The following is a 22,712-nucleotide window of genomic DNA, read 5'->3' on the forward strand; positions in this document are numbered from 1 at the left end:
TCATAGGTCAAAAAAGTTAAGTCCATCCAGAGCTTTAATTGCCTGCTTCATATACTCGTCACTTATGATAGGCCATTTGTAGTCTAGCCGGTATAGGATTTCGGTGGTGAATTTGTTACTTGCATCAATCAGGTAGATTTTGCTAAAGGTATCGCTTGACAAATATGCAATAAGCCCGGAAATAGCTTCATTACGTTTTTCGTCCTGCATAGCTTCCAGCATTGATTTTTGAAATTCATCCTCACTTACCACATCAATCCTAAAGCCATATTGGTTTATAGCATAAATCACGTCAGACATATAAATTAAATGGTTGTTGTAGGGATGGAAAACCGAAAACTCCTTGTTGGTGCCGGATAGTTTCATAATTGCCGCCGCAGTAGAGTCAATCGGAGAGAATTCCGCAGGTACATCCATTGCCGTTATGGGGAATTTTCCGATAATCTTGTAGCCTCGCAGCTGCTGCATAAAATTATTGGTCAGAAAGTTAATCTGAAATTCGCCGTCTGAATATCTCGGCATTAGATTACCCACGCGCATTATTTTAGCGTCCAGTCCCTCGCTGATGGCCTCCAAAACGGCGCGTTCGGCCAGGAATTTGGAGTGTATATAGGCATTTTCCAGACCCTGTCCAAAATACAGTTCGCTTTCCAATATCCTCTTGTCCATTGGCGGACTATTATTGCTGCCCTCGCCGGCAATGCTGGTTGTGGATACCTGAATCAAACGTTTTGCAGTCTTTTGACAAAGCTTAATCAAGTTCTTCACCCCGCCCACATTAATCTTTTCCAGGGTGTCGTCCACTACGAAATGCTTTACGTTGGCCGCGCAGTTGATAACCGTATCAAAGTCATATTGCTCCAGTGCCAAAACGCTGTCCAAATCAGTAATATCACCATCAATTACAATAATTCGGTCATCGAATAATTCCTCATAGGTATCCTCGAAATAATACATCAACATTATTTTCAAGCGTTCCTCAAGGCTCTTAACTCTGCCTTTGCGTATAAAGCAGTAAGCCTTACCGGTGTAATTATCCAGAAATTCTTTTAATACATGGATTCCCAAAAACCCCGTGGCACCAGTCAAAAGGATATTGCCGACCGGATTATATTCCACCTGGTCAATATAGCACAAATCGTTTCCGGCCAGTGCTGCCGCCAGCCTGCTATAATCATATGATGTAATTATATCTGCTTTGATTTCTTCTCTGGCTCCCTCATCTGTCGTTGCTGCCAGCTCTCTGGCGGTGGGAGCTTTGAAAATATCGCCGTATACAATGTTGTAGCCGCCGGTCATACACTTCATGGCAACCTTTGATGCACTTAAAGAAGTACCGCCGATTTCAAAGAAGTTATCAGTTGCGCCGACCTGGTTTAAACCCAAAACAGATTTAAAAATCTCACATAAATCTGATTCAGTTTTATTGGCAGGAGCAATATATTCGCGCTCTGCCATTACGAAATCCGGCTCAGGAAGTGCTTTTTTATCCACCTTGCCGTTATTGGTCAGCGGAAGCTTATCAAGCTGAATCAATACACTGGGTACCATGTAATAAGTCAGGGCAGCTGACAGATGCTGCGTCAATAATACCTTGTCAACTATCCCCTGGGCGGTAAAATAACCGCACAGGAATTGTCCTGATTCGTTTTCATATACCACCACGATGCTGGATAGTACATCCTGGTAATCGTTCATTACATTTTCAATTTCACCTAATTCCACCCGTAGTCCTCTCAGTTTCACCTGATTATCGATTCTTCCGTGGAATTCAATTTCGCCGTTAAAGTTCCACTTTGCCAAATCGCCGCTGCGGTATGCTCGCCTGCCCTTTAAGGTGATATACTTGTCTGCTGTCATTTCCGGATTGTTTACATAGCCTCGCCCAACGCCTGCACCCGCAATCACCAGTTCGCCGGGAACACCTGCCGGCAGTATTTTATGGCTTTTATTAATCATATAAATCCGCACATTGGACATAGGTCTGCCGATGGTAATTTTATCGCCCAAAACTTCGCAGAAGGTACAACCAATAGTGGCTTCAGTAGGTCCATAACCGTTAAATACATGTGCATCCGTACCTAAGGCCTTAATCTTTTCGTATAGTGCGGCCGGGAATGATTCCGCCCCAACATTAAACGCTTTAATCTGACGAAGCGCCTCACGCATTTCAGGTGCATCTACAATGTTGGTGATAAATGATGGTGTACAGGTCATCATATCCACCTGGTTATTTAGAATCAATTCTGATAACGCCAGTGGATTATGGATTTCCTCCTCATTAGCCATGCAGACGGTGATGCCGTTTAACAGAGGCACAAATTGCTCCAATATCGATACATCAAAGGTAATTGCCGCCAGGGCCAGAGATACGCTGGCGTTATTGACATAGGACATGATTTCCGGGTTTAAGGGATTGGCATTACAGTAATGCACCAGATTGGTATGCTCTATCATAACCCCCTTGGGCTTTCCGGTGGAGCCTGAGGTGTAGATGCAATAGCACATGTCATGAGGCTTGATATCTACCACCGGATTTGTGGTATTATCACATTTCAATAATTGTTCGATGGTGACAACCCTATAATTGCCATTAGAGCATATGTTGCTGCGCTCACTCTTAATCGCCTCGGTAGTTATAATATAGGGGGCGGCGCTGTCCTCTAAAATATACTCGATTCTATCATCGGGATACTCCGGATCAATGGGCAGAAATGCACCGCCGGATTTCACTACGCCCTGGCAGGCCACGTATACATTTACCGTTCGGGGAAGCATAATAGCTGCCATCTGATCATTGTGAATGCCCATTTCTATCAGGGAATTGGCCACCCGATTAGCCTTTTCGTTAAGTTCCTTGAATGTAAGTTGTTCATTACAGGCAATTACCGCCACTTTATCGGGGTGTTGTGCCGCCTGCTCCTCAAATAATTGTGATACCGGGATATCTCTTACCGGCCAATCAGTCTGGTTGAAACTGTCCAATAAAGCCATAGCTTGGTCTGAGCTTATGGTCACATCAGCCAGGGTTTCAGCCTCCAAAAAACTCTTGAGCATTTCAATATAGGCATCGATAAAGGCAGAAATCATGTCTTCAGAATACCAATCACTTCGGTATTCTGTTATGAAACGATAGTTGCCGCCTTCGACAAATACATCTACAGATAAGGGGGCCTTGGCGTCTGTTGCCTCAAAATATACCTGCTCGGTTGACTTTCCCCCAATTTGAAAATCAGAAAAATCTTCTCCCTGATATGCAAATAATATATCTGCCTTAATTCCGTAAGTACGGCTGATTTCCCCGAAGGAGTATATGTCGTTGGCCATCAGCTCTAAAATATGTTCCTTTATGGTTTTTAAATATTCTGATACAGTCTGGCTGGCATCAATATTGGCATAAACGGGCAGAGTTTTGACCAGCATACCTACCATATTGGCTTTTCGCGCATCATTGCGGCCATTATATATGGTGGTAAACAAGGCTTCGTCCTGATTGGTGTATTGTCCTAACAAATGAGCAAAGGCACCTGTAAACAAGGTATTGGGGGTAAGGTTGTTTTTCTTGCAGAAACCGTCAATCTGCTCCATTGATAATTTTTCAACCCGCTCCAGGGTTTTGCATTGCTCTACATCGCTTTTTGCATCCCGGGCCGGTAAGGAATTGATCTCCACACCCTTAAAAATGGAATCAAAGTAAGCTTTGGCATCAGTGTATTCTTTCCCCCCTCGGGATTCCATTTCATCAAGAGCAAGTTCAAAGCTCGAATAAATCTCCTGCTCCAGGGCTTCATCCTTATAGGCCCGGTTAATATCACTGAATAAAACTGCTATAGAACTGCCGTCACAGATGATATGATGAATATCCATAAACAGATACTGGGCAATATCTGTCTGGTATATGAGAAATTTAAACAGTGGTGCAGAGGTGAAATCAAAGGGTTGGAGCAGCGTATGCTTTATTTCTTCGATAGCTGGGGTTTTGATTATCGGCACATCATACTCAAAATCATCGTTTCTGACCTGTTTGATGTCACCGTTGGCATCGGTTTTCAGATAGCACTTTATATACGGATGGGCATTAATCACTGTTTTAATAGCTGCAGCCAGTTTCCTGGCATCCACACCTTGCCCCAGCTTAAACAGCATAGGTATGTTGTAGATAGTAGATTTTTCATCCCGCAGGCATTCCAAATATATACCCATTTGAGTCTGGGTCAATGGATACTCAGATAATCTGTCATATACCTTTTCCGTACTGCTGTTTTGAAGAATAAACTGTTCCAGTTTTTCAACCGTGTTATTATGTTTAATATCTCGGGATTTTATATTAATACCAAATTCTTTTGCCAGAATAACATTTAGTTTTACCGCTCCGATAGACGTCAGACCTGCCCGGTATACATCCGTATTAATGCCGAATGCATCGTTGCCGATCACGGATTTGATGCAGGTAAAAATCCTGGCCTGCATTTTATTCTGGGGTGGAACTGCTTCCTCAAATGTCATGCTCGGTTCCGGCAGTGCCCGCTTGTTTACCTTGCCGTTTTGGTTGAGGGGTATGTTTTCCAGTTGCATGGTAACAGCCGGCACCATATAGACCGGTAAGTCTTCGGCAATAAAATCATTCAAGTCCTGTATCTTAACCTGATGGTCGGCTACGATATACGCCGCTACATATTTGCCGCCGCCGGCCTCGTCATAGGCAACTACGGTTCCATCGAGGATACCAGGATACTCCCGGATTTTGCCTTCAATTTCGGTAAGCTCCACTCTAAAACCGCGAATTTTTACCTGAAAATCACGTCTGCCCACAAATTCCATATTGCCGTCCGGCAGCCAGCGGCATACGTCTCCTGTTTTATAATAGCGCTCATATCCCTTGGCCCTGTTGTATGGATTTGACACATATTTATCTGCGGTTAAATCATCTCGGCCTAAATATCCCCTGGACACTTGATAACCGGAAATACACAACTCCCCGGGAACTCCTACCGGCATTTGCCTCCCCTGTTTATCCAGAATATATAAGTCGGTATTGCCCAGGGGCTTGCCGATAGGTACAGTGGCATACTCCTTATCCACTAAAAAAGCGGTAGACAGGATGGTGCATTCCGTGGGTCCGTACAAATTATAAAAATTGAAATCCGGCGGTGCACAGGGTACCAATTTTTCGCCGCCAGTAGATAGATGCCGGAGGCTTTTATTATCCATACTCATAGCAAACTGGCGGCCTAACTGAGTAGTCATAAATGCTATGGTAATGCCGTTTTTCTCAAAATAATCATTAAGTCCGGTCAAATCCAGACGCAATTCTTCCGGAATAATATGTACACAAGCACCCCGGGTCAAAAACGGATATAAATCCATCATGCAAGCATCAAAGCCGTAGCTGGCATAGGCGGCGCTTTTATCCTCACTCGTTACACAGTAATAATTGTGATACCACAAACAGAAATTGACCAGATTTCTATGCTCAATCATACAGCCCTTGGGCGTACCGGTAGAGCCTGAAGTATATAAAAGTATAAATAGATCTTCTGCTTTTGGTGGTACTAATTCAACCTCACAATCCTCCATATCCCAAATTGCACTGGTGGGAATCATTTCACCTTCGTAATTGGGTGTCTCATCACATAAATCATCGTCCCGTATAAGGATTTTCGCACCGGCATCTTTTAGCATAAATTCCAACCGTTCCGCCGGATAATTAGGGTCAAGCGGCAGATAGGCCGCACCACTTTTCAATACTCCAATTGAACAAATCGCCATCAACTCCGAGCGATGGATTAGTATCCCTACCGCCTGTTCCCTACCGGCGCCTTTGGAGGTTAGAAGCTTGGCAATTTTATCCGTAATCTGATCCAGTTCCAGATAGGTATACGAATTATTTGCATATACCACTGCAGTGTGGTTGGGGGTCCTGGCCACCTGGGAACGTAACATATCTACTACGGTCAACTCCCGATCAACCGGGAAGGTATTATGGTTAAAGGAATTCACCAACTCCATATCATTCCTGGAAATTATCTCAATCGCACTTAGCCTCCGGCCCTCTGATAAAGCCATCATAACCGCATACATGGATGTTGAAAAACGCTCTATGGTTTCCCGGTTATAAAGATTCGCGTTGTATGTACCGGTAATACCGAACTCAGATACATTCAGCTTAAGCTTAAAAGGCTCGTCAACATTAGAGTCACCACATACCAGCATCACATCAGAGCTGACTGCATAATTGGTCTTGATTTCGGTGAATGGATAATAGGAGTATTTTTGAGTAAGGGCAAAATTATCATCTATCTGCTGCAAATACTCAAGCGCAGTCTGAGTTTCGTTTATATTCATGTAAAGAGGCAATACTTTCCCATCAACAGTAATACAGAAAATTACCTCTTCCTGATTGGTGTATTTGGCCAAAGTATAGGCAAATGCTCCCAACCAAACGATTTTATTATGGGGCAGGTTACAATTCAAGGTATAGGAAGCCAAGACCGGCACATCCTTTTCACCTTGCTTGTCCAGGATGAGGTTGGAGTCTATTTCGTTGCCGGCAAATATTTTCTCAAAATACTTCCGGGCTTCCTGACAGGCAAAACTATTTTGGACAGTGGCCATCCCGTCGGCAATCAGCCTTCGTTCCGCTTCACCAACCAGATTTAACTTACCGCAGGGTGTTGCGGGATTATTAACAATATCCTCCAGCATAGTCAAAAGGCCATCTGCCAAGGAATCGATTTTTTTATCGGTAAAACAATCAAGGCGATACTCGATTCTGATTCGCTGCAGACCGTTTTTATCATTTCTGCCGGGATTAATCCTGATAAGCAAAGGGAATTCACCATGGCTAAGTTCCAAAACTTTAACATTATCAAACTCCCATGAATTGGAGACAATGGAGTAATTCAAAAGCATACCGGCATCTATGTGATTTTGTTTTAACTCCTCGGTGTAAAGGTTAAAGGGGTATTTACCATGGGTTAATCCGCTTTTTAATGTTAGTTTTGCATTCTCCAGAACCTGGACAAATGTCATTTCCGGACTATAAGGATATTTTTGCGGCAAAAGATTAACGAACATGCCCATAGCATCATTTAAATCTTCGCCAAAGCTTCTGCCGGAGTATCCTGAGGATAATACTATTCCCTCAGCTTTATTAACCCGCGTAAGATATACCGCCGCCAACGCACTGGCGAAAACAAAAGGTGAAATTTGGGTATTGCATTTATTGCATACTGTACTGATTCCCTCGATTAATTTCTCCGGCAGGTCGATAATTTTTGTGCCAATGGATAATTCCTCACTAACCGGTATTGCCTGCATAAAGCCTGATAAATCCATAAACTGATTAACCCAATAAGCCTTATCCTTTTTGCCCTCCGGAGAGTTTAGGTATTGCGCCTCACGTTCAATGTACAGTTGGTAATCCGCTTCGTTAAATGAGTATTTACCGCCGTTTTTCAAGCATCTTACCGCTTCTTGAAGCCTATCAGCAAGCATATATATCGAGGTACCATCGCCTATCAGGTGATGCAGCACAATCACCAGTATTAATTCATGAGGGGCTTTGATGAGGGTAAAACGGTACATAGGCACATCAAAAATAGTGGGAAATCCCTCTGATACAGATTCTTTCAAAGCCGTTTCCAGGTTATGTACATCAACGTCCACATATTTTAGGGCAGAATAATCCGCCTCACTTATGTATTGAACTACATCCAAATTATCATTCCGGGTAAACCGGATATTGATATTTCCTATAAGAACTGATTTTAGAGCATCTAAAATATATGATTCATCGGCAGGTGGGAATGTAACGCTGATGGGTACAATATAGGCTGTAGTACCCGGATTGGCAATCTCTGTGGTGAGTATCCGGAGCTGGGCATTGGAAAGATCAAATGTTCTCATTTGGCTTCTCCTCCTGGTAAATTCATCGAATATAGAATACCCTCACCCTCTACATTTGCAAATGGTCTTACACCGTCCTTTTCCACTTCGTTATATGACAATACGTTTTCCCGGTGGAAGCCTAGTTTCTCAAGGTTACCGGCAGATTTCCTGTTGGTGGCATCGACTATAATTAATTGATAGCCCAAATCAACCGCACGGTTGATCATAGCCGCAGTAAGATTTTCGGCAATTCCCATTCTAAGATAATTCTCATCGGTGGATATGTACATGAATCTAATGCATTTCCCAGGCTTAAAGACCGGGTTGCCGTTCAATGGCTTTTCCAACTCTTCAAAAAATGCGTTTGTCCTGCCAATCCCGTCGATTTCCTTTGCTGTCCATTCGATGTGGGGAAAGTCGGCAAAAGCATCAAAGCAAGTGATTGCACCTGCCACGGCTCTAGTATCTTCATCTACTGCCGCAATTGTAAGCCCGGAATCTATGCTTTCCGGAATAATTTTCAGGAAATAATCATACATTTCCTCTTTGGTAAAATTCACCGACATAGTCATGGGTTCACGTTCTGAGAATGCTGCGGTGTGAACTGCTGCTATGCCTTCCAGCATATCAAGTGTTGCGGTTATAAATTTTGTATTTATTCCCATCGACCACCTTTACGAAAAGGACCGTATCAACTTGCAAAAAACATTAGTCACCAGGGCAGAGAACGGTTCCCGTATTTTTATATAAAATAGTTCGTCAATAATACGCAATTCCCTTTAACCATAGCACAGTATGGCGTTATATACTTGTAACTATTAATATCAGCCGTGAAATTTGAGGATAGCAAGAAATGTCTAAAGCCAATCGGGTAAAAAAAGCTGCGGATTATCGGTGCTGGTCCTGCAGGTTGTGAGGCTGCCAAAAGCTCACATTTAAGGAGGTATCGGGTTACCTTTTTCGGAGAGACTGGTTCGGAAAATATGATACGCAGGTGCCGGCAGTGGGCTTAAAAGGCTAATTTGAGTTATTATATGGCGCAACGGGCTGCTGACTCCCCTGCCTCGAATAGAATGAAGGGTGATGTCACCAGGGCTACGGTTGACTATCTTATTTTAGTACATTAAATTGTTCCATTTGGTCGTCTTTCACATCAATATAAAGGTTACCGTCCGCATCCATGGACGCCAGCAGCACCCGGTTCACATCCTCTAGATCCCGCTTTCTCAATTCCTCTCTTAACCAGGCTTCATCACGGTTTACCAGCCTGAGATGCTGGTGCAGTATCTTGCCGTCAATTATCAGATTGGCCCAAAGTCCATGGCGGGTTGCGGAGAGATTCAAGTCAGATACGGTGACCGGCTGCTTTTCCGGTTTGAGTTGCACACTGATCTGGCCGCTGGTTTCTAAAACGGCTAAGTCCAGATCGGTTAGGTTAAAAACACCCTTTAATCTCAGCTCTTCCAGTAAATCATTTACATGATATTTTTCTTTCTTAAGGTTATCTTCCAAAATTTTACCGTTTTGAACCAGGAGGGTGGGGACTCCATCCAGCCTTCGTCTGGCCTTGATGTCAGCCAGAGCTATTCCGGCAACTATAAGCGGGATCATGCCCCAGATCACAAGACTGATGATCCCGTGCGGATAAGTAATGGTCTTATCCACTGACAAAGCTGCTGCTATAGACCCAATGGTTATTCCTACGATAAAATCAAAAAAATTCAGCTGGGATATCAGCTTTTTTCCGATCACAAAGGTAACCAGGAATAAGATGCCAGCAGCAATCAGATTTCTGAACAGTATATCAAGATTATCAAGCACTATGTTCACTGTTCCACCTCATTGCCTCTAAATCGTTTCCCTTAGCTTTGCCTAATATCCTGATATCTATCCTGTTTTAACCGGCGGCCGGGTTCCTGACTTTGATGCTACGCCTGGTCGGCTCCAGCCTCGACTTTATTTTTCTACTGTTACTTTAAACCAATAGGTTATACAATTATCTCCGTTACCCCAATCGGCGGACAGGATAAAGACATACCCGCCATCTTCTCCAGGGACCAGCATGGTATTTTTATTAAGGGGGTAGGCTGACAAAGAATTATCCCGGTCTAGGAGCTGCAGTTCAAACAGCGGATTGCCCAACCCTGGTACGGCATCAGCTATAAAAACCAGTTCAGACCCTGGTTTTACTGTATTGGGCTCCAGCAAATCAGTATGTTCCTCATTCATTCCAAACATAGTATTGCCTATAACCCCTCCTGCTTTACCGGTGAAGTTGGAATCTCCTTTGACCCAGGCTAACTGCCGTTTGCCGCAAAGTATCTCCAGTTTGGGGTAGGTTGACGGGTATTGAAAATCATCAACGCTTATTTTAGGCTCATCCGATGACAAGGCAGTAAATGGATTTTCTTCTTTTTTCTCACCTGAGTTTGTTATTTCATCAGGCTGAAGGCGATTATTCAGATTCTCGTATAACGACCTGGTTTCAGAGGCATTTTTACCATTAATCATAATTATTTCATCTTCGGTATGGCGCTTTATTACCAGTACCGGCCCATCGGCCGAGCGCAGGAAGAGCAGCGCCTTGCGTTTGTCCTTCAGTTGAAAGTGCCCCTTTAAAACAGGGCCCATATCCAGGCCATTGGTCTTCATTGCTATGGATGGAATGGCAGGTACCAGCATAATCTCCTCAATGCTGCTGTATGCTGCGCTTATTCCATAAGCTCCGCTTATGGTAAACTGACCGTTCTCCAGGTTAAAACGGGAAGGCAGAGCGGTCCAAGCTATACTGGCTCCGACAGCTGTGGTAATAATAAGGCCAACCAGGATAGATATCTTTGCGGCTCTGTTAGCAGGAAGCGGAGGACTAAATTTCCGGGCCTTCACGGCGGTATAGACGATTATTATGAGCAACAGCCCAAACCCGGCTTCTGTTCCCCAAAGAAACCCGGCTTGCTTCAACCCGTAGCCCAAAAGTGGAGTGAAGGCTGCAATCATCAATTGCCGACCGATAAAATCACCTAACGCTTTGGCGTCTATCTGCTTCCGTATCTCCTGCGGGGCAGTGTTATATCCCGCTATCAAATCATAAGCTTTAAAATACTTTATTAATACCCCCGAGAAAAAAATCAGAGCGCAGATGAAAAGGTTTATGAATAATTCCGTCAATTTCTCCCCTCCTAATTTCGCCTATGCTGCTCTTTTATTCTGGCGGGCAGTAAAAACAAAATGAGTCGCTTTAAAGCTTCTTCCAGCCTTTTACGGCATAGATAAATCACCAGTAGCAGTATCAGTCCGAATAAAAGCAACCTCCACTTAGTGAATACCGCAGTCGCCAGCTTGCCGAGCGCGGAAGTCTCCATCCAGGAGTGTTTGATGCCTATTCTTTCGTCAGCAACCATATTAATGCTGCCTATCTGCTCCCCTTTGAGATATAGTCTGCATGTTCCCAGTATATCCCCCGGCTCTACCGGTGCGGCCGCAGTCGGTTTCAGGGCAAAGCTATAGGCCAGATAGGGGATTTCTTCATCGGCAGCAGCTATCGAGAGGTTGCGGGCCAGTGTTGCTTTAACCTTCGCGGCAGTGCCTTGGAGAACATTTACCGTACCTGAAACTTCACCCACTTTACCCAGAGTGACCATCTTGTATTGCTCAAACCCGTAGTCCAACATTTGCTGTAAGTCGCTGTATACAGTAGGAGAATTCATGGTAACAGCGATTAATACCATGTCTCCCCTTTGGGCGGCACCAACCACACAATTCCCCGCCTGCCGGGTATAACCGGTTTTTACCCCTATGGCACCATCGTAATTATAGAGCAGGCGGTTATGGTTTAGTAAAATCCGGTCCTCATCTTTAGCAGCCCAGGGTATAACCTTTCTTTCCGTTGCTGTTACCTTTGCAAATAACGGATAGGATAGAGCCTGTTTGGTTAACAGAGCAAGGTCGTAAGCTGAACTGTAATGGCCTTCGGCCTCCAATCCGTGGGGATTGGCAAAATGAGTGTTTTTTAAGCCCAGTTCGCCAGCACGTTTATTCATTTGGGCCACAAAGCCGGCCTCATCCCCGGCTACATTCTCGGCTAATGCGGTGCAGGCATCATTGGCCGAGGGGAGCATGGCAGCATACAATAACTCCATTCTGGTAAGAATTTCTCCGGGCTCCAGGTAGATGGTGCTCTCAGGAGTTGCGGCTGCATGTGCGCTGGCTGTTACTCTTTGTTCCAGATCGCCGTTTTCGACCACCAGCAGGCCAGTCATTATCTTGGTCAGACTGGCTGGTGGAAGCTGTTCGTGGCTGTTATGCTCATATAATACCCGGCCTGAATGGGCATCCATCAGAATTACAGCTTTGCCGTTGGTTGCCGGGTATGGCTTAGTGTCCGAGTGGGCGCTGGCAGAGATCGGGCTTACGTTAAATAACATAATAGTTAGGCTTAACAAGCAAAATATCCTGATTATTTTCATATAAAAAATACTCCCGGTGATTGGTAATTATTTCGGCCGGCTAGTGCCTTTCAGTATATGTATCAGTGTTTGCCGGATATCCGGCTTCCTATTTATATTCATAAACTCCCTTACCGGCTTTCTTGCCGAACCTGCCGGCATTAACGTATTTAACCATTAGAGGTGAAGGCCTGTAGGCTTCACCCAGAACTCGGTGCAATTCTTCCATAATGTGCAATCTGGTGTCCAGCCCGACCAGGTCAACCAATTCAAATGGCCCCATGGGGTAGTTTAATCCCAGACGGCAGGCTTTATCAATATCTGATGGAGATGCCACACCTTCCATAACCATTTTAAAAGCTTCATTGGCCAGAACAGCATTCAGGCGAGTTACCACAAACCCGGGTGATTCATTTACGCAGATAGGCTCCTTACCCATCTGGCGTGCAACTTCCTCGGCCACCTGATAAGTCTCGTCACTGGTATCCATCCCCCGATTGATTTCTACCAGTTTCATTTTAGGGGCAGGATTAAAAAAATGCATTCCTATAACCTTGTCAGGCCGGGAAGTTACGGAAGCAATCTCAGATATACTCTTGGACGAGGTATTGGTTGCCAGGATGGCGTCATCTGGACAAACTCTATCTAACTGGCGGAAAACGTCATGTTTGACTTCCATGACTTCAGGAACGTTTTCAATTACCAGGTCAGCTTCGGCCACCGCCTCGGCTAAATTGTCAGTAGTATCAATCCGCTCAAAAATATCCTTTGCTTCTGCAGCGGATATTTTTGCCTGCTCCAGGTCTTTCTGCAGATTATGTTTTATAACAGCGAGAGCTTTATCAACTGTGGCGGCGTGACGCGACATAAGCTGGACTTCGTAACCGGCCGCGGCGGCCACCTGAGCTATCCCCCGTCCCATAATGCCTGCACCCACGATTGCGATTTTTGTTACTGCCATTAAATTACTACCCCCGATTCTAGTTTATTGCCACAACAATTCCATAATAATGGAAAACTTTGCTTGAGACAAGCGGATATGGGGGTGAAATCGCTTTTGTAACAGTTGGGGGAGTTTTTACCTAATAACATAGTAAACTTAAATGCTCTTTATACTTATACTTTAGAAATAAAAAAAACAGAGCGTTGATATCACCAATGCCCTGCCCTTGACCTGAGAAATCGCACCAAGAGGTTGGCTGCCCCAGCGTCCAAAACAAATAAAAACATCTTACAGAATATGGTTGCCGATTCGTATCCGCATAACTATAAGTCGTGTCTTTTATATAACATTCATAACGACCTTTATTCAGGAGTATACTCAGCCCGCTTTCCCCCCACAAGTTTCGGCCTGGTGCGAGCCATTGTCAGATGCGCATTGCCAATCTGCTTAACTTCAGTTCTGACCGGCACAACTACTGATTTAAGATGCATGCCAATCAATGTATCGCCAATATCCATTCCTGCATGCGCTTTTATGCTTTCGACCATTACCGGGTTTTTAAATCTATGATAGGCTGCAGTAGCCAACCCTCCTCCGGCTTTCAAACGGGGAACAACGTTTACTACTTCCAGACCATGGCGTTCTGCGCATTCCTCTTCCACCGCCAGAGACCGGTTAATGTGTTCACAGCCCTGAACTGCCAGGTATATTCCATTTTCAACAATCACAGGCAGAATACCGTCAAGGATGGCTTCAGCAACCTCCATACTTGATGCTTTTCCTATTTTTTCGCCCTGCACTTCGCTGGTACTGCATCCCACCACTAAAATCTGCCCCTGCTTGAGCTCGGCCACATTCAGCAGTTCTCCTAAAGTTGTTTGCACCGATGCATTTATCTCATTTAACACAACGTTTTTCATCTGTCGGCCCCCTTCCTCAGCTATAACGTCCACTGGAATTGACTTCGATTACGGCGCCAAAAGAGCCTGGTCATGTTCACTGCCCGGATTGATACATACGGTCTTCCCTATGCCGCTCACTCCCCGAGAGCCATGAACATGCCCATGGAGACTGAGCATAGGCTGGTGTTTTTCAATAGCCGCCCTAACTGCCCTGCTGCCGGTAGCACCACTTGCCGGAGCTGATATAAATGTATTCTCCTCCCTGTCTGGGCATGGCGCAGGACACCAGCCAGTAAAGACCTGCAATGACAAACATCGGTATCCCATGGGCTGATCTGTCTGGTAAAACCGGCAGAACTCTGTTGGAATAGATCTAATCCCTTTGCCATAAATATCACTCCCAAATCTTATTCAACTTACTCCAGCCCTACTTTATACATCAAAGTGTCCTGCCAGCCGGTTACTATGCGATAGTATCCGGATAATTGCCGGTCCAGTTCGGGGTCGCCGGTATCAACCAATAAAGGCCTTGGCATAATACTGACCAGCTTATCCCGACTGGCCACAACGGTAATGTTTTCCTTACCCACATCGCGGATTACCCGTGGACTTATCTGCTGATTGCCCCGGCCCAATATATGTCCCTGCCCTCCAATAGCGGTTACCACTATATGACTCGGTTTGCCTTCAACGATTTCGTATAATTGCTGTTCGCTGACATCGTTGGCCAGAACTTGCTTATTCAACACAACATCAACACCCAGCAAGGTATAGGGCAAATCAAGTTTTTGCATTATGCTTCTGGTAGTCGTTCCGGGACCGATCACATAAATAACGTCATGCTTCATGTTGGCAGCTATTTCGGCGGCAATTCCTTCAATTTCGGCTTTTTCGGAACGAGTCCCGGATTTTACATTTTGCACATACTTTTTGTTTTCCGGAACGTTCAGGTACCCATAAAGCCGGGCGCTTACTCTGCCTTCGCGAAAAGCATCTTCATCAATGTCCATTACCTCGGCTTCCCGGATATTAACCGCTTTTCCTTCCAGAAACAGGGTGGCAGCTTCACCGGCACTTTTGGGATTCACGGCGTAAACCGCCGAGTGTATCTTAACCCCGGCAGGTATGCCCAATACCGGTATCTCTGAGCCGCTGCCGACTGCCGTATAGATATTGCGGGCTGTTCCATCCCCGCCGGCAAACAATATGATGTCGACTCCCGCTGCCACCATATCCTGCGCCGCCTGCATGGTATCTTCGGGATTGGTTGCGCCGCTGTTTATAGAACCAATAACCCGGGGATCAAAGCCGGCTGCACGAGCCTCATCTTCTCCCATCTCATGGGGATAGGTAATAATCTCAACCTGATCTTGAAGTCTGGCTATAACCTTTAGAGCTTCAATCGCCCTAAGGGGAGATTCCGGTTTTGCTCCCAGTTCCCGGGCCTTTTTCTGAATTTCGTCCCCGTCGCTGCCTTTAAGCCCTACTCTTCCGCCCATACCTGCAACCGGGTTAACGATCACGCCTAATTTTTTCATTTTACAAACCCCGCTCTTTGTTTTACTGACCTGTTTCCTGCCTGGGAAACAGGCCGATGATTTTAAGGCTGTTTCTTCAGCCCTTTTTTCTTAAGGTACTGTCTCCAGGTAACAGCGATAAGTTCTTCGTCATTGATTTCGGGATGTTTTACCCGGTGGGTCGGCCCATTGTGCGGTGTCCCCTTGATAACTTCAGGTTCTTGATGGCATTCTCTGGAGATCTCGGCCGGAACCCCGCAGTATTCATCCACTTCTCTTTCATTTTCCCCTTCTTCTTAATTATTTCTCCCGTTTATGTAGCTCCCGGTAATTTAAACTAACATTAAATCATTATTAAATTTGAAATTAAAAGCTCTAATCCGGAATAAGTACGAAAAGAGCACAGGTTATCTTAACCTGTGCTCTGTCTGATACCTGAGAGATTCACCTTGACGGCTTGCTCCTTCGGTGTCCGTCGGACTTTCCAGAGTTGCATCCAAATGCAGTCCTTTCACCTGAAAGTTTCGTCGTTAATGTGGTACACCAACGATTTGCTCCTTCGGTAGAGAATTTATTCCCGTTCTCCTGCATCTGTCATATGCAATTATTTAACTACCTTTTTTGATATTTCGTAATTCGACACCAAATAACCATTTTCCTTCTTCATCTATTACTTTTTATGGTATTATCTATTGAATATGATTAATGTTAATTCAAAATATTATTTTTGTTTAAATTTAGGGCACACATTTCCCTGAAAACGGACTTTGATGCAAAACCCAGATACTTGAGTTGATAATGATGGCAATGACCAGGGGGCCGTTTTAAACGGCCCCCTGCGGTTGATCTGATATCGGCTCAGGCAAGAAATCGGACCTAGCGCCGGAGCCGTTACTAGTTTGTGAACCATTGGGTAACGTAGAGATATTGTCCTTCCTGGTAAAAGCCAAGTCCCACCTTGGCAAATGCCTGGTTAAGGATATTGGCTTTATGTCCCGCTGAATTCATAAATGCAGTATGGGCTCCTTTAACGCTAGTATTTTTAGCTATGTTCTCTCCTGCTGACCTGTAGATAATTCCCTGATCCTTCATCATCTCGAACGGGCTGCCATAAGTAGGTGAAGTATGGCTGAAATATCCGTTGACTGCCATGTCCTGCGATTTAAGATAGGCTCCCTGGCATAGTTTGGTATCAAGGGTTAGCGGAGCCAAATTTGCACTGTTCCTTTCAGCATTTATATAGCCCAGCATCTCTTTTTGCATAGCCGAGAAATCAGCAGGTTGCGGCGCAGGAGCGGGGGTTGGTGACGGAGCGGGCACGGGTGTAGGTTTTGGTGTAGGGGGGGGTGGTGTAGGCGCCGGACTTGGTTGGGTTGCCGGCTTACCGGGCACCGGTACTGTTTGTGAAGGAATCCGCGCCCATGTCCCCTCTCTGTTATTGTAAATATGTATTGCCGGAATTTGGATGGATTTTAGACTATTAGTCCACTTTTTAACCCGAATAACCGGGCTGCAGCTTTTTATACCGGTAGACAAGCAACAAATCGGGTCCCTGGACAATACTAGCCGGGTAGTTTTGGCTTGGCATGTCTGGCTTGTCCCGGCATTGAGACTATGTATGGGTACCAGAACCAGGAAAAGGGCTAATAAAGGAACAACAATTTTTTTCATATACATACCTCCTTTCCTTTACCTTAATGGAATTGAAACCGGGATGGCTAGTTGAAGATTATACCAGTAATCATCCAGGACAGTTGAAATAAGGGAGCATTGGGCAATGAGGACGTTAACTGGTAAATAGTGCCTGCCTCTTTATTCTAGCCCATGAAGACTCTCCCCTTTTCGCTCATGGCTTTTACCCTTTCGACAATGAAATCAGCCAGCCGTTCCTGTTTGCGCCAGCGGCTGTAGCTGCGAACCGGGTCCAGGGCAAAATAGCTGAGTATAGCCTTGCACTGGGCGGCGTCATAGTTTTGCAAAACGGCATAGAGGCCTACGCTGCCATGGTCGTGATAGATGCGAAAAGGGTCGAAATCTTCCGGAATCTGTACACTGGAAGCGGTTTTTTTGCGGGTGGAGACTTTCGCTTCCAGCGGCTGGTTTAACCAGTCCTGAAAAGGGAGTGACAGGCGCCTGGCCAGAGCCTGGTTCTTTTCGACTTCTTCGGCCAGTAAACGCAGGAATCCTGCTAGTGCGGCAGTCATATCAGGAGATGACAATGCTCAATACCTCCTCGGTTAGTTGTTTATATCTCTTATAGGGACCCCCGTTATCGTATTTTCCCTTTAGATTCTTGACCGCCAGGCTGTAATCCATGGCATTGGCAGATCGTGCGTTCTGAGGTATTATGGTGGAAAAAACCCGGTTATAGCCTATTTTTTCTGCATTTAACTGCAAAAGCCGTACCTGATTGGGGTGCATGGGGTTTTTAATACGATAATTGTTGATTACTACCCCCAGGGGCTCTACCTGAACTCCAGTCTCAGTCTTCAACCGGTTAATCCGGGCAACAATCTGGGGTATGCCGTAAGTCGACAGTACGTCGGGAATGACCGGAATAAGGTAGTACTGGCTGAGCATGAGGCCGTTCTGGGTAATCAACCCTAGGTTGGGGGGGCAGTCTATCAGAACTATATCATAGCGGTTGATTTCCTCGCATAATGTTTCCCCCAGAATACTGATGGGCCGCCGGCTAAAAATTCCCCGGGATGGGATTTTGATCAACTCATCCTGGATATCAATTAAATCCAGGCTGGATGGCAGCAAATCCAGGCCCTCAATTCCGCCTCCAATATTGGAAACGCTATGAACAATAGCCTCGCGGGGCGAGAAGATCTGCATATCATAAAGGCGATCGCGAAACAGCTGTACTATTGTTTGCCCTTTTATATTCTGTTTTTTCCATTCATGCTCGTTCATCAGGCTGACAGTGGCATTAGTCTGGGGGTCGAGGTCAATAACCAGCACTTTTAACCCGTGCTCCAAAGCCATGAATTCTGCCAGGGCTACGGTAAGGGAAGTCTTCCCTACTCCCCCTTTGAGATTAATCAAGCTAATGGTTGCAGGCACAGAGTTACCTCCTATAATAATGGCGGGTTGGCAATACAATAAAGACTTTTAATTAATTATAGCGCGAAAGTGGATACAAAAGGATCAATCTTCCTGCCCAAAAGCTCGGAAGTGAAAATACAGCAGTTCCAAGTGCACTCTGTATACTTGTCATATCTATTGATTGATTCCTGCGGATTGTTTTAAATTATACATGTAAATAATAAACTTGGTGGTGAATAATGATGAATGAAAGCATAAGAGTAGCAGTTGTCGGCTATGGAAATATCGGCAGGTTTGCAGTGGAGGCCCTAATGGCTGCGCCCGATATGGAAGTAGCCGGGGTGGTGGAAAAGCCGTCTTTTGCCGATAATGTTAAATTACTTGATGCGATGGGCATACCTCTGGTAACCTCCATCCGGGAACTGCAAGGGGTGCAGATAGCATTACTGTGTACGCCCACCCGCTCCGTTCCTGACATAGCCCGGGAAATACTGTCCCTGGGCATAAACACGGTTGATTGTTACGATATTCACGGAAACCTTGCCGATCTTAGGCTGGAACTGGCGGAGATTGCCCGGGCTAACAATACGGTGGCAGTAGTCTCTGCCGGATGGGATCCCGGGACAGATTCGATAATCCGTACCATGTTTCAGTTCATGACCCCGTCTGGTCTGAGCTACACTAATTTTGGCCCGGGGATGAGCATGGGGCATACCGTTGCCGTTCGCGACCTGCCCGGAGTTGAAGATGCCCTGTCCATGACTATGCCTGTAGGAGCCGGTGTCCATCGGCGTATGGTTTACGTGCAATTGCAGGATGGAGCAAGCTTTGAGGCAATAAAAAACGCGATTAAAACCGATCCTTATTTTGTGAAGGATGAAACCCATGTTTTTAAAGTAGCAGATGTCAATCAGCTGATTGATGTAGGACACGGGGTGGATATGGAAAGGAAGGGAGTCTCAGGTTCAACCCATAATCAGATGCTCCGTTTTTCCATGCGCATCAACAACCCTGCCCTAACCGCCCAGGTTATGGTGGCGGCAGCCCGGGCCAGCCGCAAGCAGATGCCAGGTGCCTACACCATGATTCAAATACCGGTTATTGATTTTATGCATGGTGATCCGGATGATATTATCCGGCAGTTGGTTTAGCGGAGGATATGGGAATACTAAGCACACACGATTCTTGATTATATAAAAGGAGGACGGTCATTAACAGCCGTCCTCTCGTTCATTTGCCGCATCGGCATATCAAGTGCTGTTTTTTTATGTTAACCTCCCTGTCCGACAATATTCCGGGGAACTCCATGCATAAAGCTTTCGATATTTTTGACAATCTCCTGTATCAGAGTAAGACGCGCCTCCCGGCTGGCCCATGCGATATGAGGAGTAATAAAAAGCCGGTCACGCCGCTTGATTGTAAGGAGAGGATTGTTTTTATCTATGGGCTCATGCTCCAGTACGTCCAAGGCAGCACCTCCTATCAGCCCTTCATCGATTGCCAGGGCCAGTCCCCTTTCATTAACTATACCTCCCCGCCCCAGGTTCAGAAGAACGGCATGGGACTGCATCAACTGCAGCTGCTCATAGTGTATAAGGTCAAATGTCCGTTTATTTAGGGGCGCATGGATAGATACTATATCGGCTGCCTGTAATAACTCTTCCAGTTCTACTCTGTTGTAATTAGGGTTGCGATTCTCCCCCGAGGTGGAATAGTATACAACCTGGCAGCCGAACTCGCGGGCTATACCAGCAACTGCTTGTCCGATGGTACCCAGACCGATAATTCCCCAGGTCTTGCCGTAAAGTTCCCAATAGGGTCGGCCCAGATGGGTAAAGATGCCACTCTCCGCATACTTTCCCGATTTGACATAACTATCATAATATGACGGTGATTGCAGAAGGTAAAACAGCATGGCAAATGTGTGCTGGACTACGCTGCGGGTGGAGTAGCCCGCCACGTTGCTTACTGCTATATTTCTGCTTTGAGTATAGTTAAGGTCAATGTTATTGGTACCGGTAGCAGCAACACAAATTAATTTGACCTGGGGGGCATATTCCAGGTTGGAACGGTTCAACACTACTTTATTGGTGATTACGATTTCCCGGTCCTGAATCCGCGCCACCACTTCTTCCGGCAAAGTAGCGTCATAGATACTGACCTCACCCAACCGGTCAAAAACGCTTAAATCGACATCGTCCCCAAGGGTCAGAGCATCAAGAATACAAATTTTCAGTGAACTCAATTCTATCTTCCTTTCCTATCGCGCTATACCTTAAATCAATTATAATAATATAATTTGTTCTAAAAAAGGCGTTTTCATAATGAACGTTTTTTAATACTGCCGATAGCACTCCTGTAAATGGAAGCTGGCTATGGGGTTTATACTATGCTTGATTGTAAATCATGCGTAGTAATTCCTGGCGATCATTAACTTCCACTTTACGATAGATATTACGCAGATGAGTTTTCAGGGTATTTATAGAAATGTTAAGTTGGGTGCATATATAAGGATTGTTATATCCCCTGACCAAAAGGAATACCACTTCAGCTTCCCGTTTGGTTAGCTTATATTTTTCCGCCAGTTCACGGGCCATTCTACCAGGCTGCTCCTCTTTATAATCAGTATCTGGCCATGTTTTTTCCAGTTTTGGCTCCCCTATGTTATCTTCTGCTGGAGAATTAATATCGATTACCCCAAAGGGAACCGTATCTGTTGCTGCAGCCAGTGGCAAGGGGGAATCAGGCAAAAGCTCTTTGGACTGAAAAATAACTGCAGCCGCCAGCATTAATATCGCTGCTGATATGGAAAGAATGCTTATCATGCCGGAGTTTTGGGCTATACCTGGCAGGATAAGCTTATATACCAAAGAGGCCAACATCATAGAACCGGTTATAAAGAAAAACCCCCACCCATATACCTGCATCCCATACCTGGGCTTGGAGATATTGCCAAGCAAAAGCCATATATATAAGTCAAAAAGAGCAAAGCCTATCTGAAACAGGGAAAATGACACTATCAGCCAATCAGGTTTTAAAAAAGGCAATAAAAGAAAAGCCGTACCCAGCAAAGCCAGTACCGGACGGTATAGTTGGCCGAGGTTCGGATTTGACCGGTAGAAAAGAATTAAACCAGCCAGCAATAGACTGATCAGGCAGTAAATTGAGTTGCTTATAACGAATAGTTGCTGGCTATCCGCGGTATGTATCAGATTTACCACCTTAAACATTAATCCCCCGGCCAGGTAATAGACCAGAATCAGCCCAATGGTTTGGCCCGTCAGAGGAATAGGGTTGGTCCGGCAACGGTCGGCGCCTGCAGATTGAAAGCTCTCATGCTGAAGGTTCTTTAAACTAATGCGATAGCAGAAAAGCGCAGCCCAAGGAATAGCAGCAGCTATGTTCAGAGCTGTTGGGGCGGGGAGATATACAGCCGGCAAGTAAAAAATACTGCCGATCAAGACTGACAGGCAGTAGCAGAAAGCTGTTTGTCTGTTATTGTAATAGGAAAAAATCTGGCCGAAGACACAGATTAGTACGGCTGAGCCCAGACCGGCGCCAGCGCAGATTAACACTATTAGCCATTTGTTAAGGGGAGCCCCAAGCAGCAGGGTTGATACCGTCATCAGCATAGCAGCTATTTCAGGCATATGCCTCCCATAACGCGAGCGGGATACCTTCCCGGCCACTAAAGCTGTTGCCAGGAAAGCTAAGGAGTTGAACAGGAGAAACAGCCACAGTAATTGTTCCGCCTGCTCCTTTGCAAAAGACAACCTGTATATAATGGGGCCGTTCAGAAATAAGGTCCATAGCCAGCCCATAATAAAACCTAAGCCAGATAACGCATATCTTTGCATTATAATTCTCCGGATTAAACCTCAACGGCAGATGAAAAGAATCGCCATTACATCATGGCATATTATAAAACCGTTATGGGATTGGGCTTGGGAAACGATGATTACAT

The 22,712-nt window shown here is 45.3% G+C and carries 16 protein-coding genes and 2 riboswitches; of the genes, 1 reads left to right on the forward strand and 15 read right to left on the reverse strand.

Annotated features, from left to right (window positions below; translation table 11 throughout):
• The 13 genes from ACU70B_RS07525 to ACU70B_RS07585 form a co-directional block, all read right to left on the reverse strand.
• Nucleotides 1-7,908, reverse strand: a complete 7,908-nt coding sequence (locus tag ACU70B_RS07525; protein ID WP_447182956.1) for a non-ribosomal peptide synthetase — start codon at nucleotides 7,906-7,908, stop codon at nucleotides 1-3.
• Nucleotides 7,905-8,555: a GNAT family N-acetyltransferase gene (locus tag ACU70B_RS07530; protein ID WP_447182957.1), complete on the reverse strand. Its 651-nt coding sequence runs from the start codon at nucleotides 8,553-8,555 to the stop codon at nucleotides 7,905-7,907. Before ACU70B_RS07530 ends, ACU70B_RS07525 begins: the two co-directional genes overlap by 4 nt.
• Before the next feature lie 445 nt (nucleotides 8,556-9,000).
• A complete protein-coding gene (locus ACU70B_RS07535) occupies nucleotides 9,001-9,720 on the reverse strand; it encodes a DUF421 domain-containing protein (RefSeq protein WP_447182958.1) in 720 nt (239 codons plus the stop codon).
• 126 nt (nucleotides 9,721-9,846) lie between these two features.
• Nucleotides 9,847-11,058: a DUF3784 domain-containing protein gene (locus tag ACU70B_RS07540; RefSeq protein ID WP_447182959.1), complete on the reverse strand. Its 1,212-nt coding sequence runs from the start codon at nucleotides 11,056-11,058 to the stop codon at nucleotides 9,847-9,849.
• Between the two features lie 11 nt (nucleotides 11,059-11,069).
• Nucleotides 11,070-12,356: a D-alanyl-D-alanine carboxypeptidase family protein gene (locus tag ACU70B_RS07545; RefSeq protein WP_447182960.1), complete on the reverse strand. Its 1,287-nt coding sequence runs from the start codon at nucleotides 12,354-12,356 to the stop codon at nucleotides 11,070-11,072.
• Nucleotides 12,357-12,444: 88 nt separating this feature from the next.
• Nucleotides 12,445-13,296: a 3-hydroxyacyl-CoA dehydrogenase family protein gene (locus ACU70B_RS07550; protein ID WP_447182961.1), complete on the reverse strand. Its 852-nt coding sequence runs from the start codon at nucleotides 13,294-13,296 to the stop codon at nucleotides 12,445-12,447.
• A 344-nt stretch (nucleotides 13,297-13,640) separates the two neighbouring features.
• Nucleotides 13,641-14,198: a TIGR01440 family protein gene (locus ACU70B_RS07555; protein WP_447182962.1), complete on the reverse strand. Its 558-nt coding sequence runs from the start codon at nucleotides 14,196-14,198 to the stop codon at nucleotides 13,641-13,643.
• 116 nt (nucleotides 14,199-14,314) lie between these two features.
• Entirely contained in the window at nucleotides 14,315-14,569 is a 255-nt protein-coding gene (locus ACU70B_RS07560) for a hypothetical protein (protein ID WP_447182963.1), read from the reverse strand.
• 27 nt (nucleotides 14,570-14,596) lie between these two features.
• A complete protein-coding gene (locus tag ACU70B_RS07565; protein WP_447182964.1) occupies nucleotides 14,597-15,718 on the reverse strand; it encodes an ATP-NAD kinase family protein in 1,122 nt (373 codons plus the stop codon).
• 62 nt (nucleotides 15,719-15,780) lie between these two features.
• On the reverse strand, nucleotides 15,781-15,969 hold the full coding sequence (locus tag ACU70B_RS07570; RefSeq protein ID WP_447182965.1) for a hypothetical protein: 189 nt from the start codon (nucleotides 15,967-15,969) through the stop codon (nucleotides 15,781-15,783).
• Between the two features lie 150 nt (nucleotides 15,970-16,119).
• Nucleotides 16,120-16,187: riboswitch (glycine riboswitch) on the reverse strand.
• 3 nt (nucleotides 16,188-16,190) lie between these two features.
• Nucleotides 16,191-16,295, reverse strand: a riboswitch (glycine riboswitch).
• Between the two features lie 296 nt (nucleotides 16,296-16,591).
• Nucleotides 16,592-17,368, reverse strand: a complete 777-nt coding sequence (locus tag ACU70B_RS07575; RefSeq protein ID WP_447182966.1) for a CAP domain-containing protein — start codon at nucleotides 17,366-17,368, stop codon at nucleotides 16,592-16,594.
• A gap of 146 nt (nucleotides 17,369-17,514) precedes the next feature.
• The gene (locus ACU70B_RS07580; protein WP_447182967.1) at nucleotides 17,515-17,916 is read right to left on the reverse strand and encodes a hypothetical protein; all 402 of its coding nucleotides are present in this window, start codon (nucleotides 17,914-17,916) and stop codon (nucleotides 17,515-17,517) included.
• On the reverse strand, nucleotides 17,903-18,766 hold the full coding sequence (locus ACU70B_RS07585; RefSeq protein ID WP_447182968.1) for a ParA family protein: 864 nt from the start codon (nucleotides 18,764-18,766) through the stop codon (nucleotides 17,903-17,905). Before ACU70B_RS07585 ends, ACU70B_RS07580 begins: the two co-directional genes overlap by 14 nt.
• 221 nt (nucleotides 18,767-18,987) lie before the next feature.
• Here ACU70B_RS07585 and ACU70B_RS07590 point away from each other — a divergent pair, with 221 nt between their 5' ends.
• A complete protein-coding gene (locus ACU70B_RS07590; protein WP_447182969.1) occupies nucleotides 18,988-19,899 on the forward strand; it encodes a diaminopimelate dehydrogenase in 912 nt (303 codons plus the stop codon).
• A 119-nt stretch (nucleotides 19,900-20,018) separates the two neighbouring features.
• On the opposite strand, the gene ACU70B_RS07595 is transcribed toward ACU70B_RS07590, so the two are convergent.
• Entirely contained in the window at nucleotides 20,019-20,984 is a 966-nt protein-coding gene (locus ACU70B_RS07595; protein WP_447185726.1) for a D-2-hydroxyacid dehydrogenase, read from the reverse strand.
• 151 nt (nucleotides 20,985-21,135) lie between these two features.
• Nucleotides 21,136-22,398, reverse strand: coding sequence for a LuxR C-terminal-related transcriptional regulator (locus tag ACU70B_RS07600; protein ID WP_447182970.1), 1,263 nt, complete (start codon nucleotides 22,396-22,398; stop codon nucleotides 21,136-21,138).
• Nucleotides 22,399-22,712 lie beyond the last annotated feature (314 nt).

It is taken from the genome of Syntrophomonas curvata (genome assembly GCF_052976825.1).